Source organism: Bacillus testis, assembly GCF_001243895.1.
Lineage (GTDB): Bacteria > Bacillota > Bacilli > Bacillales > DSM-1321 > Bacillus_AD > Bacillus_AD testis.
The window spans coordinates 2,985,722-3,001,795 of record NZ_LN851186.1 but is presented as its reverse complement, the minus strand read 5'-3'; the positions used below and the strand labels follow the sequence as shown (position 1 = coordinate 3,001,795).

The 16,074-nt window shown below is 43.3% G+C and carries 11 protein-coding genes and 2 pseudogenes; 10 read left to right on the top strand and 3 right to left on the bottom strand.

What is annotated here, in order from left to right:
* The first annotated feature begins 102 nt into the window (after positions 1–102).
* The gene (locus BN1765_RS14975) at positions 103–756 is read left to right on the top strand and encodes a DUF421 domain-containing protein (protein ID WP_050615890.1); all 654 of its coding nucleotides are present in this window, start codon (positions 103–105) and stop codon (positions 754–756) included.
* Here BN1765_RS14975 and spoVB read toward each other — a convergent pair.
* The gene (gene spoVB, locus BN1765_RS14970; RefSeq protein WP_050615889.1) at positions 753–2,285 is read right to left on the bottom strand and encodes a stage V sporulation protein B; all 1,533 of its coding nucleotides are present in this window, start codon (positions 2,283–2,285) and stop codon (positions 753–755) included. The genes BN1765_RS14975 and spoVB overlap by 4 nt on opposite strands.
* Positions 2,286–2,404: 119 nt before the next feature.
* Between spoVB and BN1765_RS14965 the strand changes: the two genes are divergently transcribed.
* The 6 genes from BN1765_RS14965 to BN1765_RS14940 all read left to right on the top strand — a co-directional run bounded on the left by BN1765_RS14965 (position 2,405) and on the right by BN1765_RS14940 (position 9,536).
* Positions 2,405–2,704: a post-transcriptional regulator gene (locus BN1765_RS14965; protein ID WP_050615888.1), complete on the top strand. Its 300-nt coding sequence runs from the start codon at positions 2,405–2,407 to the stop codon at positions 2,702–2,704.
* A 299-nt stretch (positions 2,705–3,003) separates the two neighbouring features.
* The gene (secDF, locus tag BN1765_RS14960) at positions 3,004–5,262 is read left to right on the top strand and encodes a protein translocase subunit SecDF (RefSeq protein WP_050615887.1); all 2,259 of its coding nucleotides are present in this window, start codon (positions 3,004–3,006) and stop codon (positions 5,260–5,262) included.
* 166 nt (positions 5,263–5,428) lie between these two features.
* Complete coding sequence (locus BN1765_RS14955) at positions 5,429–6,322, top strand: cation diffusion facilitator family transporter (RefSeq protein ID WP_050615886.1); 894 nt, start codon at positions 5,429–5,431, stop codon at positions 6,320–6,322.
* A gap of 15 nt (positions 6,323–6,337) precedes the next feature.
* A complete protein-coding gene (locus BN1765_RS14950) occupies positions 6,338–6,616 on the top strand; it encodes a LapA family protein (protein WP_069203040.1) in 279 nt (92 codons plus the stop codon).
* 53 nt (positions 6,617–6,669) lie between these two features.
* The gene (recJ, locus tag BN1765_RS14945) at positions 6,670–9,033 is read left to right on the top strand and encodes a single-stranded-DNA-specific exonuclease RecJ (protein ID WP_050615885.1); all 2,364 of its coding nucleotides are present in this window, start codon (positions 6,670–6,672) and stop codon (positions 9,031–9,033) included.
* Entirely contained in the window at positions 9,024–9,536 is a 513-nt protein-coding gene (locus BN1765_RS14940; RefSeq protein WP_050615884.1) for an adenine phosphoribosyltransferase, read from the top strand. The genes recJ and BN1765_RS14940 overlap by 10 nt, the downstream gene beginning before the upstream one ends.
* Before the next feature lie 375 nt (positions 9,537–9,911).
* Here BN1765_RS14940 and BN1765_RS14935 read toward each other — a convergent pair.
* Positions 9,912–10,838 (bottom strand): annotated as a pseudogene (locus BN1765_RS14935) (IS110 family RNA-guided transposase); the annotation flags it as partial.
* On the opposite strand from BN1765_RS14935, the pseudogene BN1765_RS14930 reads away from it, so the two are divergent.
* A pseudogene (locus BN1765_RS14930) lies at positions 10,818–11,267 on the top strand (adenine phosphoribosyltransferase); the annotation flags it as partial. The pseudogenes BN1765_RS14935 and BN1765_RS14930 overlap by 21 nt on opposite strands.
* Before the next feature lie 375 nt (positions 11,268–11,642).
* Here BN1765_RS14930 and BN1765_RS14925 read toward each other — a convergent pair.
* Entirely contained in the window at positions 11,643–12,854 is a 1,212-nt protein-coding gene (locus BN1765_RS14925) for an IS110 family RNA-guided transposase (RefSeq protein WP_050615882.1), read from the bottom strand.
* Between the two features lie 543 nt (positions 12,855–13,397).
* Here BN1765_RS14925 and BN1765_RS14920 point away from each other — a divergent pair.
* Positions 13,398–15,590, top strand: a complete 2,193-nt coding sequence (locus tag BN1765_RS14920; RefSeq protein ID WP_050615881.1) for a RelA/SpoT family protein — start codon at positions 13,398–13,400, stop codon at positions 15,588–15,590.
* 11 nt (positions 15,591–15,601) lie between these two features.
* Positions 15,602–16,039 (top strand): D-aminoacyl-tRNA deacylase, encoded by a 438-nt coding sequence (dtd, locus tag BN1765_RS14915; protein WP_050615880.1) that lies wholly within the window; start codon positions 15,602–15,604, stop codon positions 16,037–16,039.
* Positions 16,040–16,074: the final 35 nt, after the last annotated feature.

Here is a 16,074-nt window from a genome sequence, read left to right as displayed (position 1 = left end):
GCGCCAGTTGGGAAAGGGAGAACAAGAACAGCTGGACATGCTTATCCTGCCAAGCGGTAAGTGTGATCTTCTGTATTTTTTGGAAAACGGTGGTGTATGAACATGTTTGAATTTGCTTTTATCGTCGTGAGGACCCTTTTTATGTACGTTTTTCTCCTTATTATTTTTAGGTTGATGGGCAAAAGGGAAATTGCAGAGCTAAGCATACTAGATCTAGTTGTTTTTTTAATGATTGCGGAATTGGCTGCTGTCTCAATCGAAGACACAGAAATGCCCCTATACAAAGTAATTCTGCCTATAGTAGCTCTTCTGATTATTCAGCTGGCGCTTGCTTTGTTATCATTAAGAAATAAAAAAATAAGAGAGTTATTAGACGGCAAACCAACGATTATTATTCACCAAGGCAAAATTGACGAAAAAGCGATGAAAAAAGAACGGTATAATTATGATGACTTGTTGCAGCAACTTAGGGAAAAGGAAGTATTTAGCCTTGATGAAGTTGCTTTTGCCATTTTAGAGCCTTCCGGTGATTTGTCTGTCATGAAAAAGAATAACAAGCCAGGAAACTACGAGTATGAGTTGGCGCTGCCATTGATTCTTGATGGCGTCATTCTGGAAGACCATCTCCGTAAAATGAACCTAACCCGCCCCTGGCTTTGTGAGCAATTGGAGTACCGGGGGATTAGCCATGAGAGCGAGATTTCCTTTTGTTCTTATCATCACGGGAAATTTGTGATCTCTAAAAAGAAAGGCTAGCGCTTTTTTCGGAATGGCAAAAACAGCATCATTTCCCGAAATGTAATGACCTTAGTCAGCAGGCATAAAGAAATGAAACAAGCGCATACTGCTCCAATAGAAAGGTATAAAGCATAGCTTGTGTGAATCAATCCAAAACAGTAATAACCTGCAAAGCCGGATACAATCGTAATCAAGATCGTCATGGCATAATTAGGAATATCAAGAGCCACTGGTATAACTTTGGCGATCGTCGCAAAGTGCAGGAACGTCACCAATACGATACTGGCCGCAAATCCGATGGCCGTTCCCATAATGCCGAATTGGGGCTGGGAGGATAATGCAAAGATGAAGGCAAGCTTAATTACAGCGCCGGCCAGACTGTTGAACATAGCGGCCTTGGCCAAGTTCATGGCCTGAAGCACGGCCTGAAGCGGCATTTGATAGTAGGAAAATATGAAAATGGGTGCCAGATACGTGATGTAAACGCTGGCGTTATTCTGTCCATACATAAGATTCATAATTGGATCAGCAAAAACAAAAAGAATCACGACGGAAAGGCAGCCGGTAATAAAAGTCACGCGAAGCGCTTGATGGAGCCGATGTGAAACGAGCGTAATATTTTTTGCTGCCGCCGCTTCGCTGATTGCCGGAACCAATGAAGTGGAAAGGGCAAATGTCACAAAGGAAGGGAGCATAAGCAACGGCAGGGCATAACCTGTCAGTTCCCCGTATTGCCTTGTTGCCATAGAGGCAGAAATACCTGCGATCGCCAGGCTTTGGGCGACGACAATCGGCTCGAAGAACCAAGAAATATTCCCGATTATTCTGCTGCCGGTTGAAGGAAGGGCAATGCTGAATAATTGCCGAAGCGTATTCTTACTGCTGCGGGCAGCCGTAAAAAAACCAGTCCGCAGCCGGAAATGTTTCTTTAGTTTAAAAAATGTCAGCAGATAGAGTAAAGATGCCAGTTCGCCTAGAACAGAAGCTCCCATGGCTGCCGCAGCAGCGTATTCGATCCCATAAGGGAGAAAGTATTTAGTGGCAGTTGCTATTAAACCAATCCGTACCACTTGTTCGAGAACCTGCGAAAAGGCAGCCGGTTTCATGTTTTGCTTGCCTTGGAAATAACCGCGGATCACCGATGATACAGCAACGACTGGGATGATCGGCGAGATAATGATCAAAGGCCACATAATGCGCTCGTCCGTGAACAAGGTATGTGACAGCCATGGCGCAAGCAAGATTAGGGCCGGGGTGAAGATGAGCGAAAGCCCCAGCGTCACGCTGAGCGACACAACTAAAATCTTTTTGATTTTCCTTTCATCGTTGGTAGCGTTTGCTTCCGCTACAAATTTCGCAATAGCTACCGGCAGGCCCAATTGCGTAACTGAAATAACTAAATAGAGGGAAGGCATGGCCATCATGTATAATCCGACACCCTCGCTTCCAATCGTACGCGCCACTACAATGCGGTTAATGAAGCCTAAAACCCTTGTCACAAACCCAGCGGCAAGCAATATGAGTGTTCCCTGAAAAAATTTGGACATTTATTTATTACCCGCCTTCTCAAAATTATCATAATAATCTACAATTATTTATATGCATTGAGGTGGACAAAGCATGACAAGGTATCAGATATTCTTAAGATGAAGGAGTGTAGGCGGATATGGCGAAAGAGCACCCTATTAACAAAGAACATGGTACATTGTTGCCTGCTTTACTCAGTAAGTGCGAGGAATTTGCCCTTCTCGGCTACCATGAAGTGACAGAAGCGCAATTATGGCAATTCATGCTGAAGAAAAAGTGGAAGAAGAGCAAGGGCGGGGAGCCGCTTCATCAGCTGTTCAATGATATTATGAGAGTGAACATCGGTGAATATATGAATTTTGCGGCAGTCGAAGGGTTTAAAGAATCAACGCGGCATGCATCTACCGACCTATCTGAATTCAGGGATTTATTTTCATAATTTTTCCTTGAATATCCAGAATATGACCTGGTTAACCTTTCCTATTTTTAAAAATCTAAAATTGACAGTGCTATCAAATTCACTCATAATGGGATTGGAGCTTTTTAGCAGTTCGATTGTACCAATCCGCCGTATTGTTCCTTTAGTCTTAGGTTAAGAAAAGAAAATGAAGATCGTTTGTGCCATATCTTTGTATATGAAGTCGTTTTTTTGGGAATATACAGCTGGTTTATCCAAAATGCGTCATCCTATTCATACTGCAAGATCAGGCCTAAAAGTTTTAAGGAGGCTCTTACATAATGGTTAAAAGATCGAGAATCGTTGCGTTCTTCCTTCTCGTTATTGTATTATTCGGGATTATGGGAACGACAACATCAGGGATTGTAAAGAACATAAAACTCGGCCTCGACCTACAGGGAGGCTTTGAGGTTTTATATGAAGTGAAGCCAGAAGATGGCGAAAAGATCACAAAGGGTGTCCTTAACAGCACAGTGGCCGCATTGGACCGCCGTGTCAATGTATTGGGTGTAAGCGAACCGAACATCCAAATCGAAGGAGATAACCGCATCCGTGTCCAATTGGCGGGGGTGGAGGATCAGAATAATGCCAGAAAGATTTTATCCACTTCGGCAAAACTAACTTTCCGTGATTACAACGACAAAGTAATGATGACAGGTAAGGATCTGAAAGAGGGCGGCGCCAAGCAGTCATTCGATAAGAATAACCAGCCTGTCGTGGAAGTGACACTGAAAGATGCCAAGAAGTTCAAAAAGGTTACTGAAGATATTTCCTCAAGACCGGAAGGACAGAATGTATTGGCCATCTGGCTTGATTATGAAGAAGGTAAAGATTCCTACAAGGATCCGGCTAAACAGACAAACCTTGTGTCAGCACCGCGAGTTAGCCAAGTGTTTAACCAAAACAACGTATTGATCACTGGGTCTTTCACGCTTAAGGAAGCACAAGAATTGGCAAATATGCTGAACGCTGGTGCGTTGCCGGTCGACTTGAAAGAAATCTATTCAACGTCGGTGGGCGCTAAATTCGGTGAAGAAGCACTTCATCAAACAGTCTTCGCCGGTATTGTGGGTGTAGCCATTATCTATCTGTTTATGTGGCTCTTCTACCGTTTGCCAGGTTTCATCGCAACGATTTCATTGACGGTTTACATTTTCTTAATTCTGTTGGTATTCGACTGGATGAACGCCGTTCTGACGCTTCCGGGTATAGCGGCTTTGATTCTCGGGGTCGGTATGGCAGTCGATGCCAATATTATTACCTATGAGCGGATCAAGGATGAAATACGTGTCGGCCGCAGCCTAAAATCGGCCTACCATACCGGGAACAAGCACTCGCTTGCTACAATCCTGGATGCGAATATCACGACATTGCTAGCAGCTGCCGTGTTGTTCTATTTCGGTAACAGTTCGGTCAAAGGTTTTGCGACAATGCTTATCATCTCCCTTTTCATGGGGGTTATAACAAACGTATTTGGAACGCGCTTGTTCCTGAACCTATGGGTGAACAGCAACTTCCTAAACAAACGTGCGAGCTGGTTCAATGTAAAGGAAAAACAAATCCACAAATTGAAGGATTTCAATGATACTTTGCATTTGCCAACCCATTTCGATAAGTTGGACTTTGTAAAAAAACGGAAAATCTTCTATACATTCTCGATTGCGGTGACTGTGATCGGTATCATATTCCTGTTTGTGTTCAAACTGAACCTTGGCATCGATTTTACCAGCGGTACGCGTGTTCAAATTGGATCGGACAAGCCGATTACAACGCAGGCCGTCGAAGATGATTTCAAAACGCTTGGCCTTAAGACAGACGATATTGTCCTATCTGGAGAGAAGGACCGGAATGCAGTTGCGCGTCTAGTCGGCGTGATGAATAAAGAGGAAATCCATAAAGCGAAGGAATATTTCAGTGAAAAGTACGGCCATGAGCCAAGTGTCAGCACTGTTTCGCCTACCGTTGGGAAAGAACTGGCAAAAAATGCACTATACTCCGTGTTGATTGCATCCATTGGGATCATCCTCTATGTTTCGCTTCGTTTCGAATGGAGGATGGCAGTTCCGGCAGTTGTGGCATTGCTGCATGATGCGTTCTTTATTATCACGATTTTCAGTGTATTCCGCATTGAAGTTGACTTGACATTCATAGCCGCTGTATTGACCATTATCGGTTATTCGATCAATGATACGATTGTTACATTTGACCGTATCAGAGAAAATATGAGAAAAAAATCGCGCATCAAACATGTTTCTGAATTGGAAGAGATTGTGAATATTTCTATTCGCCAAACGCTCGTCCGTTCACTTAATACGGTCCTAACCGTATTGGTTACGGTCATTGCCTTAGTCATATTCGGAAGCGAATCAATCCAAATATTCTCAATCGCTTTATTGATTGGGTTGGTCATCGGGGTTTATTCATCCATCTTTATTGCTTCTCAGTTATGGTTGGATCTGAAGGAGAAAGAACTGAAGAAAAAAGGTTATCTGAAAACGCAAAAAGAAAAGAAAAAATCTACAGGCGACGCTGTCGTTTAAAAGAGAAAGCTGCGGGTAATCCCGCAGCTTTTTTTGTCTCCTTCTAACTGTAAAACGCCTACTGATCAAAGTTATACTTGATCTCTTTTTCCTAAAACTTCATATGTATCTCCTGCTCTTTCTGCTAACAATAAAAGGGAACAATCGATTAGTAGGAGGAATAGCCATGAGCAAGAAGGACCGTTTCAAACAGGCTGAATTTGCCGCCTTGGTCGGTATAGCGGGAAATATAGCATTGGCGCTTGTAAAGGGAGCAGCAGGCATTATGGCCAATAGCCGGGCTCTAGTGGCTGATGCCGTCCATTCAGCTTCTGATGTAGTGGGTTCTTTAGCTGTGTATGTCGGCCTGAAAGCGGCGAAACAGCCTCCGGACCACGACCATCCTTATGGCCATGGCAAAGCCGAATCCATTGCCGCAATTATTGTGGCTGTCTTATTGTTGCTTGTCGGCGTTAAAATCGGGCTGAGCTCGTTGAATGCTTTTACATTGCCTGCATCACCCCCTAAATTGCTGGCCATCTATGTGATCTTGTTGTCCATTGCTGTGAAAGAATCCATGTTTCAATATAAATATAAATTGGGAAAGAAAATAGGAAGCCAGGCCTTAATCGTAAACGCCTATGAGCACCGTTCAGATGTTTATTCTTCAGTTGCGGCATTAATTGGAGTAGGGGCCGCAGTGCTGAGCAGCTATCTGGATATCCCTTGGTTGGTTTATGGCGACCCTCTCGCTGGATTGCTGGTCTCAATCCTTGTTGCGAAGATGGCTTTCACACTTGGGAAAGAAGCAATCCATGCCACTTTGGACCATGTGTTGCCAGATGAGAAGACGGCTCATCTTCGTGACATGATTTTGTCAGATCCCGATGTCCTGCAGATAGGCTCTCTTTACGCCAGGGAACACGGGCACTATGTCATTGTCGATCTAAAAATATCCGTCCATCCTTATTTAACGGTCGAACAGGGGCATGCCATTGGAAAAAGGGTGAAAAGGCAACTGTTGCAAGAACCAACGATCCAGGATGTCTTTGTACATATAAATCCACTAGGGGAAGAATGATAGGGGGGATAAAAAATGAAACTGCAATGGCTATATTTGATAGGCCTGATTTGCATCATAATCGTCTGTGTTTTTGCGGTCTTAAATGTTGGCACTGTCGAAGTGAATTATTTGTTTGGCCGCTCAGAATGGCCGCTTATTTTGATCATTATTGGCTCTTTTGCAATTGGAAGCCTATTTTCGTGGATGTTAAGTGTTAAAAGGATTACATCATTAAAGAAAAGGGTGAAACAGCTGGAAAAGGAAGAAACACAAATATTCCAACAGGAAAATGAAATTGATGTTCGTAAATAAATTGAAACCCTTCAACTCCTCCTGTATAATGAGGAAGGTTGAGGGGTGAATTTATGTTACAGTCAAAGACTCGTTGGAAAGTTGAAGAAGCGAATCACCAAACAATTGAAGCGTTGACTGCCCAATTGCATATAACTCCATTAGTGGCACATTTACTAGTGAACCGTGGCATCGAGACAGTCGAAGCTGCACGGTCCTTTTTATTTTTAGATGAACAGGAATTCCATGATCCTTTCTTGTTTAAGGATATGGACAAGGCGGTTGACCGTATAAAGAAAGCAATCGCCAACGGAGAAAATATTCTCATTTTCGGCGATTATGATGCGGATGGCGTCAGTTCGACGACTGTTTTAATGGAAACGCTAAGCGCTCTCGGGGCGAATGTGGATTTTTATATTCCTAATCGTTTTTCTGAAGGATACGGTCCGAATAAAGGCGCGTTCCAATTAGCAAAAGACCAGGGCACGGATTTGCTTATTACGGTTGATACAGGCATTTCTGCCTTGGAAGAAGCGGCTTTTGCCCGTGAGTTGGGCATGGATTACATTGTTACCGACCACCATGAGCCGGGGCCTGAATTGCCGGATGCATTGGCCGTTATTCACCCTAAGCTTAAGGATGGAACCTACCCGTGTAAGCATCTTGCTGGTGTCGGCGTTGCTTTTAAGCTGGCCCATGCGTTGCTCGGGCACCTTCCGGAAGATCTTCTGGAAATTGCGGCGATCGGGACAATAGCTGACTTGGTGCCGCTTACAGGCGAAAATAGACTGATAGCATCAAAGGGCCTCAAAAAGCTTGCCTCTACTAAACGGCCCGGCCTGCAAAAGCTAATGTCCATCGCAAAAGTTGATTTGGCCCATGTGACGGAAGAAAGCGTGGGCTTTGGGCTGGCTCCAAGGATAAATGCCGCTGGAAGACTTGGCGATGCCGATCCTGCTGTCGATTTGTTGTTGACCAGGGATCCAGTGCTGGCCGAAAGTATTGCCGAGGAAATACAGGCATTGAATATCGAAAGGCAAGAAATTGTTTCATCTATTGCTAATGAAGCTATTAAACAAGTTGAAAACCTATACCCTATTGAAGAGAATTCTGTCCTCGTAGTTGGCGCTGAAGGCTGGAATGCAGGAGTGATCGGCATAGTAGCTTCCAAATTGGTAGAAAAGTATTATCGGCCGACAATTGTGCTTAGCTATGATGCTGAAAAAGGCTTGGCAAAAGGCTCGGCTCGAAGCATAGAAGGCTTCGACCTTTATCACAATTTGTCGCAATGCCGGGACTTGCTACCTCACTTCGGGGGACACCCGATGGCAGCCGGCATGACGCTCGCCATTAAGGATGTCGATGAACTTAGGGCAAGATTGAATGATCTTGCAAAAGAAACTCTGACAGAAGAGGATTTTACGCCCATTACACTTATTGATGCAGCAATTACACTTGAAGAAGCAAATTTGGGCACAATAGAAGAAATGAATAAATTAGCTCCTTTCGGGATGGGCAACCCCAAGCCTAAAGTGCTGATTAAAGATGTGCAATTGTCTTCGCTGAAAAAAATTGGAGGAGACGGGACGCACTTGAAAGCAGCGATGTCTGACGGATCTGCCCATCTTGATGGAGTAGGATTCGGAATGGGATATCTGGCGGATGAAATTTCACCGTCAGCTACGCTCTCTGTAGTTGGAGAACTATCAATCAATGAATGGAATAATATCAGAAAGCCCCAGCTTTTCTTACATGATGTACTTGTGGACCATTGGCAATTGTTCGATATTAGAGGGAAAAAGAAATTAAGCCAATTAGTCGGCCATATTTCTTTGGACCAGACCGTTTTTATTGTTTTTAATGAACAATTGGCTGAAAAAATGCCTGCTCAATGGAAAGAACATCTTCTCCTTATTGACCATGGAGAAAGTGCAGCAAATGCGGAAATCGACGGGAAATATGTTATATTGGTTGATTTGCCTCCGACGGAAAACATTCTGCAAAAGCTTCTATACGGCAAGCAGCCAAACCGTGTATATACGCACTTCTATGAAAGCCATCAGCATTTCTTTTCGACGCTGCCGACCCGAGACCATTTTAAATGGCTCTATGCCCTTATTGTCAAAAAAGGTTCGTTTGATCTGAAACGCCACCGCGAGGATATTGCCAAACATAAAGGATGGACTCGCGATACTGTGGATTTTATCTGCCAGGTGTTTTTCGAACTTGGATTTGTTACAATAGAGGATGGGATTATTTCCATTATAAAGCAGCCTAAGAAGCGCGATGTCAGTGAAGCGCCGTCTTATATAAAAAAACAACAGCAATTAAAATTGGAAAATGAGCTTCTTTACTCTTCTTATCAGCAACTGTACCAGCTGATACAGTCATACTTAATTGGTGAAGAACTCAAGGAGGAAACAACGTCATGGATTTAAAAAAATACATTACCATCGTGCCGGATTGGCCAAAACCAGGTATTACTTTCAAAGATATCACTACGCTTATGGACAATGGGGAAGCGTATCACTACGCGACTGACCAAATTGTCGAATACGCGAAAAAACAAAAAATTGACCTGGTAGTCGGTCCAGAAGCCCGTGGTTTTATTATTGGTTGCCCGGTGGCATATTCATTGGGAGTCGGTTTTGCGCCGGTCCGCAAAGAAGGTAAACTTCCTCGTGAAACAATTAAGGTGCAATACGGCCTTGAATATGGAAAAGATGTATTGACTATTCATAAAGATGCTATCAAACCTGGACAGCGCGTCCTTATTACAGACGATTTGCTTGCAACAGGCGGAACAATCGAAGCAACAATCCAACTAGTTGAAGAGTTGGGCGGAATCGTTGCGGGGATTGCGTTCTTGATTGAACTTTCTTACTTGGACGGCCGCAAGAAGTTGGACGGCTATGATGTGCTGACTTTAATGGAGTATTGATCCGAACGAAAGCCTTGTCTTTAAGACAGGGCTTTCTTTTATAGGCAGGCTTGTCGCTAACCGGATGCCCTTGCATTTCTTGAACCAGTATCTCAAAGAGAAAGGGCTCCAGTTCCTACGGTGCTAAACGACCGCCTCCGCTTTTCTTGATCCAGCTGCAGACCTCCAGCTCCTAGCAAACTTCGCGTTTCTCTCATCGATAAGTCAACATCGGCTTATAACTTCGCCGTGTTTCCTTTCTTACGATTAGTCAAGCATATTAATGAAAATTATTAGTAAAAAATGAGGGGAATAGGGCATACCAAATAGACCTAACGATTGGATTTCATTTTTTTGTTAGGGGGGCTATGGTATGATAAGGATGTCACCTATGCATCAGGCGGCTAACCGGAAGTCATAGGTGACATGGTGTGTAATAAGAAAGAAGATATTCTTCAACAGCTTATTTACACATGCGATGGATGCAACCTTATGGCATTTGTTATAGGGTTGCATTTTTAATTTGTCATAGTAATTAACAATATGGTTATGGCCAAACCTTCTTTGTTTAATCATGTTTTGGATGATCAGATACAACAGTTTTCGTAAGTGTTTATTCCCTCGTTTATTAATTTTGTCCCTGTAAAAGGTCTTGCCAGACTGAAATCGGCGTATATCAATCCCTGCATAAGCATTCAGTTGCTTATGGGTAGTAAACCGGTGGATATTGCCAATTTCGGCGATTAAGCGAACAGCTGTGTTAGGGCCGATTCCAGGAATACTTAATAGGATAGGATATTCTTCTAATTCTTGTGCGAATACCATCATCTTTGTAATGCAGTCCTCTTTTTGTTCATTGATATCAAGATAGCGCTGGGCATAGAGCCGAACTTGATCACAGACCACATCCATAGAGTGGACGGCAGGATAGGAGTTTCGGGCTGCTTCCAGGAGTTCAATGGCTTTCTGTTCGGCTTGGAGTTTGGATAGGCGCTTTCGGGTGCGATGGATGATCTTGTTTTTAATCACCGTTTTAGAATGGGCCAGGACCAAATCTGGATGTGGAAACAATTGAACGATTTGTAGGAACAACTCAGATTTAGATGAGAAGAGCGTATCTAACTCTGGAAAGGTAAGTTGTAGGACTTTATGTAAACGATTCCGGGTCATGGATAATTCTTTGTCTAGCTCGTCATATAAGCGAGATAAAGATTTCAATTGTTGGTGGACATCATCACTCGGCGTTTCTACTCGCCGGTTCTCTTTGAAGTGGGTTAATGCCAAGCGATGGGCATCGCTANAGATATCACTACGCTTATGGACAATGGGGAAGCGTATCACTACGCGACTGACCAAATTGTCGAATACGCGAAAAAACAAAAAATTGACCTGGTAGTCGGTCCAGAAGCCCGTGGTTTTATTATTGGTTGCCCGGTGGCATATTCATTGGGAGTCGGTTTTGCGCCGGTCCGCAAAGAAGGTAAACTTCCTCGTGAAACAATTAAGGTGCAATACGGCCTTGAATATGGAAAAGATGTATTGACTATTCATAAAGATGCTATCAAACCTGGACAGCGCGTCCTTATTACAGACGATTTGCTTGCAACAGGCGGAACAATCGAAGCAACAATCCAACTAGTTGAAGAGTTGGGCGGAATCGTTGCGGGGATTGCGTTCTTGATTGAACTTTCTTACTTGGACGGCCGCAAGAAGTTGGACGGCTATGATGTGCTGACTTTAATGGAGTATTGATCCGAACGAAAGCCTTGTCTTTAAGACAGGGCTTTCTTTTATAGGCAGGCTTGTCGCTAACCGGATGCCCTTGCATTTCTTGAACCAGTATCTCAAAGAGAAAGGGCTCCAGTTCCTACGGTGCTAAACGACCGCCTCCGCTTTTCTTGATCCAGCTGCAGACCTCCAGCTCCTAGCAAACTTCGCGTTTCTCTCATCGATAAGTCAACATCGGCTTATAACTTCGCCGTGTTTCCTTTCTTACGATTAGTCAAGCATATTAATGAAAATTATTAGTAAAAAATGAGGGGAATAGGGCATACCAAATAGACCTAACGATTGGATTTCATTTTTTTGTTAGGGGGGCTATGGTATGATAAGGATGTCACCTATGCATCAGGCGGCTAACCGGAAGTCATAGGTGACATGGTGTGTAATAAGAAAGAAGATATTCTTCAACAGCTTATTTACACATGCGATGGATGCAACCTTATGGCATTTGTTATAGGGTTGCATTTTTAATTTGTCATAGTAATTAACAATATGGTTATGGCCAAACCTTCTTTGTTTAATCATGTTTTGGATGATCAGATACAACAGTTTTCGTAAGTGTTTATTCCCTCGTTTATTAATTTTGTCCCTGTAAAAGGTCTTGCCAGACTGAAATCGGCGTATATCAATCCCTGCATAAGCATTCAGTTGCTTATGGGTAGTAAACCGGTGGATATTGCCAATTTCGGCGATTAAGCGAACAGCTGTGTTAGGGCCGATTCCAGGAATACTTAATAGGATAGGATATTCTTCTAATTCTTGTGCGAATACCATCATCTTTGTAATGCAGTCCTCTTTTTGTTCATTGATATCAAGATAGCGCTGGGCATAGAGCCGAACTTGATCACAGACCACATCCATAGAGTGGACGGCAGGATAGGAGTTTCGGGCTGCTTCCAGGAGTTCAATGGCTTTCTGTTCGGCTTGGAGTTTGGATAGGCGCTTTCGGGTGCGATGGATGATCTTGTTTTTAATCACCGTTTTAGAATGGGCCAGGACCAAATCTGGATGTGGAAACAATTGAACGATTTGTAGGAACAACTCAGATTTAGATGAGAAGAGCGTATCTAACTCTGGAAAGGTAAGTTGTAGGACTTTATGTAAACGATTCCGGGTCATGGATAATTCTTTGTCTAGCTCGTCATATAAGCGAGATAAAGATTTCAATTGTTGGTGGACATCATCACTCGGCGTTTCTACTCGCCGGTTCTCTTTGAAGTGGGTTAATGCCAAGCGATGGGCATCGCTACGATCAGTTTTATGGATTCGTAAGGAATCACATTGTTTTTTTGCTTCTAGTGGATTAAGAAGGCAATAAGGCAAGGAACTTTCTCTGAAAAAACGTTCTAAAGGACGGGAATAGACTCCCGTGGATTCGAAGACAATGGAAGACTGTTCGCCATCTACTTGAATGATTTCCTCCACTTTATCCTTCAGCCAGTTGAATGATGGGCGTGTATGAAGGATATCCCCTTCGTACTCACATTTTTGTGCGCTATTGTAAATCACCATATAACTTTTCCCCATACTGACATCGAAAGCGATGACGTGTTTCATTCTGATTCCTCCTGAAATAAATGAAATTGAAGTCTCCATCTTACTCTTATCGATTCCCATTTCTTTTACACGATCTCAAAGGATCCAACATACTAAAAACTGATTCAAATAAGGTAAGTGAAGAAGGCCAGTTTATTTTACGGATTCAAGATCCTCGGAAACACGCGGCCGTTTCTTCCTCTTTACTATATAAAAAATAGTAGTACGAACCAATGCATTAGTTCGTACTACTAATCTTAGTATGTTTATCTTGAGAGAAACACTCCAGTTTGTACGGAGCTAAACGGAGGTCTTCCGCTTTTCTTGATTTTATTGAATATTTTGATACACTATTATAATAGGTGCGAGAACCGTAAAAAGAAGGATTAACCACTTTACTTTCTGGACTTTTTTTTCGATAATAGAAACAATACATTCATATATAGTTGGTCTTATAAACTTATTGTTTTTTTTAATTAATAATCGGTTCGGAAAAATCCTGAGACAGTATCTTCTTTCGGAGTTTGGCCGAGATTTTTTCTACTCTATAACTAAGGTGGTTTCATGGCAAACGAACAAATACTTACTTCAAAACAAGTGATAGAACGAACACAGCGCTATTTGCAGCCGGAAGAGGTTGCAATGGTGGAAAAAGCCTTTCATTATGCGGAAGAGGCTCATAAAGACCAATTCAGAAAGTCTGGGGAGCCTTATATTATCCATCCAATCCAGGTAGCCGGGATTCTTGCTGACCTTGAGCTTGATGCAGCGACGGTTGCTTCAGGGTTTCTTCATGATGTCGTTGAAGACACTGATGTGACGCTTCAAGACCTTGAAGAGGCTTTTACGCCGGAAGTGGCTATGCTAGTGGATGGTGTTACGAAGCTTGGAAAAATCAAATACAAATCACACGAAGAACAGCAAGCGGAAAACCATCGGAAGATGTTCGTAGCTATGGCACAGGATATCCGCGTTATTTTGATAAAGCTGGCTGACCGTCTGCACAATATGCGCACACTTAAGCATTTGCCATCAGAGAAGCAACGCAGAATTGCGAACGAAACGCTGGAGATATTTGCTCCATTAGCCCATCGATTAGGTATTTCGACAATCAAATGGGAGCTTGAAGATATTGCACTCCGTTACTTGAATCCTCAGCAATATTATCGAATTGTCAATTTAATGAAGAAAAAGCGAAATGAGCGTGAGGATTATCTGCAGGATGTAGTCGAGGAAGTACGCAAACAGCTCGATGAAGTCCAGATAAAAGCTGAAATATCAGGACGCCCTAAACATATTTACAGCATTTATCGTAAAATGGCGCTGCAAAACAAGCAATTCAGTGAAATATATGACTTGCTTGCAGTCCGCATTCAGGTGAATAGCATTAAAGATTGTTACGCTGTCCTCGGCATTATCCATACATGCTGGAAGCCGATGCCTGGGCGATTCAAAGATTATATTGCCATGCCGAAGCCGAATATGTATCAATCGCTCCATACGACTGTAATCGGTCCAAAGGGAGACCCGCTCGAGGTGCAGATCCGTACGTTTGAAATGCACCGGATCGCTGAATACGGGATTGCCGCTCACTGGGCATATAAAGAAGGCAAAGAAGTCGATAAGTCGGTTCCTCTTGAAGAAAAACTCAGCTGGTTCCGTGAAATCCTGCAATTCCAGGATGAAGCTACGAATGCGGAAGAGTTTATGGAATCTCTTAAAATCGACCTGTTTTCCGACATGGTGTTTATCTTTACGCCAAAGGGCGACGTCATCGAATTGCCGTCGGGTTCGATTCCGATCGACTTTGCTTACCGCATCCACTCGGAGATAGGCAATAAGACGATTGGTGCAAAAGTAAATGGTAAAATGGTGCCTTTGGATTATAAATTGAAAACTGGCGACATAGTGGAAATATTGACTTCGAAGCATTCATATGGACCAAGCAGAGATTGGTTGAAAATCACGCAAACGTCCCAGGCGAAGAGCAAAATACGCCAATTCTTCAAGAAGCAGCGCCGCGAAGAAAACGTGGAAAAAGGCCGCGAATTGGTTGAAAAAGAAATCAAGAGCATGGACTTTGACCTTAAAGAAGTGCTGACGAACGAAAATGTGAAGCGTGTTGCCGAGAAATTCAATTTTACTAACCTGGATGATATGTTTGCTGCAGTTGGTTATAACGGCATCACTGCCCTGCAGATCGCCAATCGATTAACGGACAAGTGGCGCAAGCAGAAGGAACAGGAAGAACAGCTTAATAAAATTTCAGAAGCAACATCAGAAGTGAAGTCCGTGTCATCTTCGCGCAAGCGTGAATCAGGCGTGCGGGTAGTGGGAGCGGATAATCTGTTGATCCGTCTGTCTAGATGCTGCAATCCTGTCCCTGGCGATGATATTGTCGGTTTCATTACAAAAGGGCGCGGGGTATCCGTCCATCGCCGGGATTGCCCGAATATCGCCGAAGAAGATGCTCGGCTTATTCCGGTCGAATGGGAAACGGGCTACAATGAAAGCAAAGAATACAATGTTGATATTGAAATCAGCGGATTCGACCGCCGTGGTCTCCTGAATGAGGTCTTGCAGGTTGTCAATGAGACAAAGACGGACATTACTGCTGTTTCCGGGAAGACAGACCGCAACAAAGTGGCTCTCATCCATATGTCGATTGCCATCCACAATGTCAGCCATTTACAAAAAGTGGTCGATCGGATCAAGCAAATACCTGATGTTTATTCTGTAAGAAGAATCATGAACTAAAGGAGAGAATCATGCGCATAGTTTTACAACGGGCTAAACAAGCCAATGTGACGGTCGATGGCAAAATCGTCGGCAGCATCGAAAAAGGGTTGGTGCTTTTGGTAGGGGTCACCCATGAAGATACAGAGGAAGCAGCTGACTATTTAGCGGACAAGGTGCTGAACTTACGTATCTTTGAAGATGCGGAAGGGAAAATGAACCGCTCCCTCCTTGATGTGGGCGGAAGTATCCTATCCGTCTCGCAATTCACGTTATATGGTGATTGCCAAAAAGGCAGAAGGCCCAATTTTATGGCTGCGGCGAAGCCTGAGTTCGCCAACCGTCTTTACGATTACTTTAATCAAGTGCTTAGGGATAAAGGGATGGATGTGGAGACCGGTATTTTTGGCAGTATGATGGATGTTTCTCTTGTCAATGACGGACCGGTTACACTCATTCTCGAAAAATAAAAAGAAGCTGCAACTTATATGAGGTTGCAGCTTCT

What these genes read in the sequence shown, in the direction of transcription:
- BN1765_RS14955 (WP_050615886.1), top strand. Translation starts at nt 5,429, where the DNA reads ATGAGCAAGAAGGACCGTTTCAAACAGGCTGAATTTGCCGCCTTGGTC.
- BN1765_RS14940 (WP_050615884.1), top strand. Translation starts at nt 9,024, where the DNA reads ATGGATTTAAAAAAATACATTACCATCGTGCCGGATTGGCCAAAACCA.
- spoVB (WP_050615889.1), bottom strand. Translation starts at nt 2,285, where the DNA reads ATGTCCAAATTTTTTCAGGGAACACTCATATTGCTTGCCGCTGGGTTT.
- BN1765_RS14975 (WP_050615890.1), top strand. Translation starts at nt 103, where the DNA reads ATGTTTGAATTTGCTTTTATCGTCGTGAGGACCCTTTTTATGTACGTT.
- BN1765_RS14925 (WP_050615882.1), bottom strand. Translation starts at nt 12,854, where the DNA reads ATGAAACACGTCATCGCTTTCGATGTCAGTATGGGGAAAAGTTATATG.
- BN1765_RS14965 (WP_050615888.1), top strand. Translation starts at nt 2,405, where the DNA reads ATGGCGAAAGAGCACCCTATTAACAAAGAACATGGTACATTGTTGCCT.
- BN1765_RS14950 (WP_069203040.1), top strand. Translation starts at nt 6,338, where the DNA reads ATGAAACTGCAATGGCTATATTTGATAGGCCTGATTTGCATCATAATC.
- recJ (WP_050615885.1), top strand. Translation starts at nt 6,670, where the DNA reads ATGTTACAGTCAAAGACTCGTTGGAAAGTTGAAGAAGCGAATCACCAA.
- secDF (WP_050615887.1), top strand. Translation starts at nt 3,004, where the DNA reads ATGGTTAAAAGATCGAGAATCGTTGCGTTCTTCCTTCTCGTTATTGTA.
- BN1765_RS14920 (WP_050615881.1), top strand. Translation starts at nt 13,398, where the DNA reads ATGGCAAACGAACAAATACTTACTTCAAAACAAGTGATAGAACGAACA.
- dtd (WP_050615880.1), top strand. Translation starts at nt 15,602, where the DNA reads ATGCGCATAGTTTTACAACGGGCTAAACAAGCCAATGTGACGGTCGAT.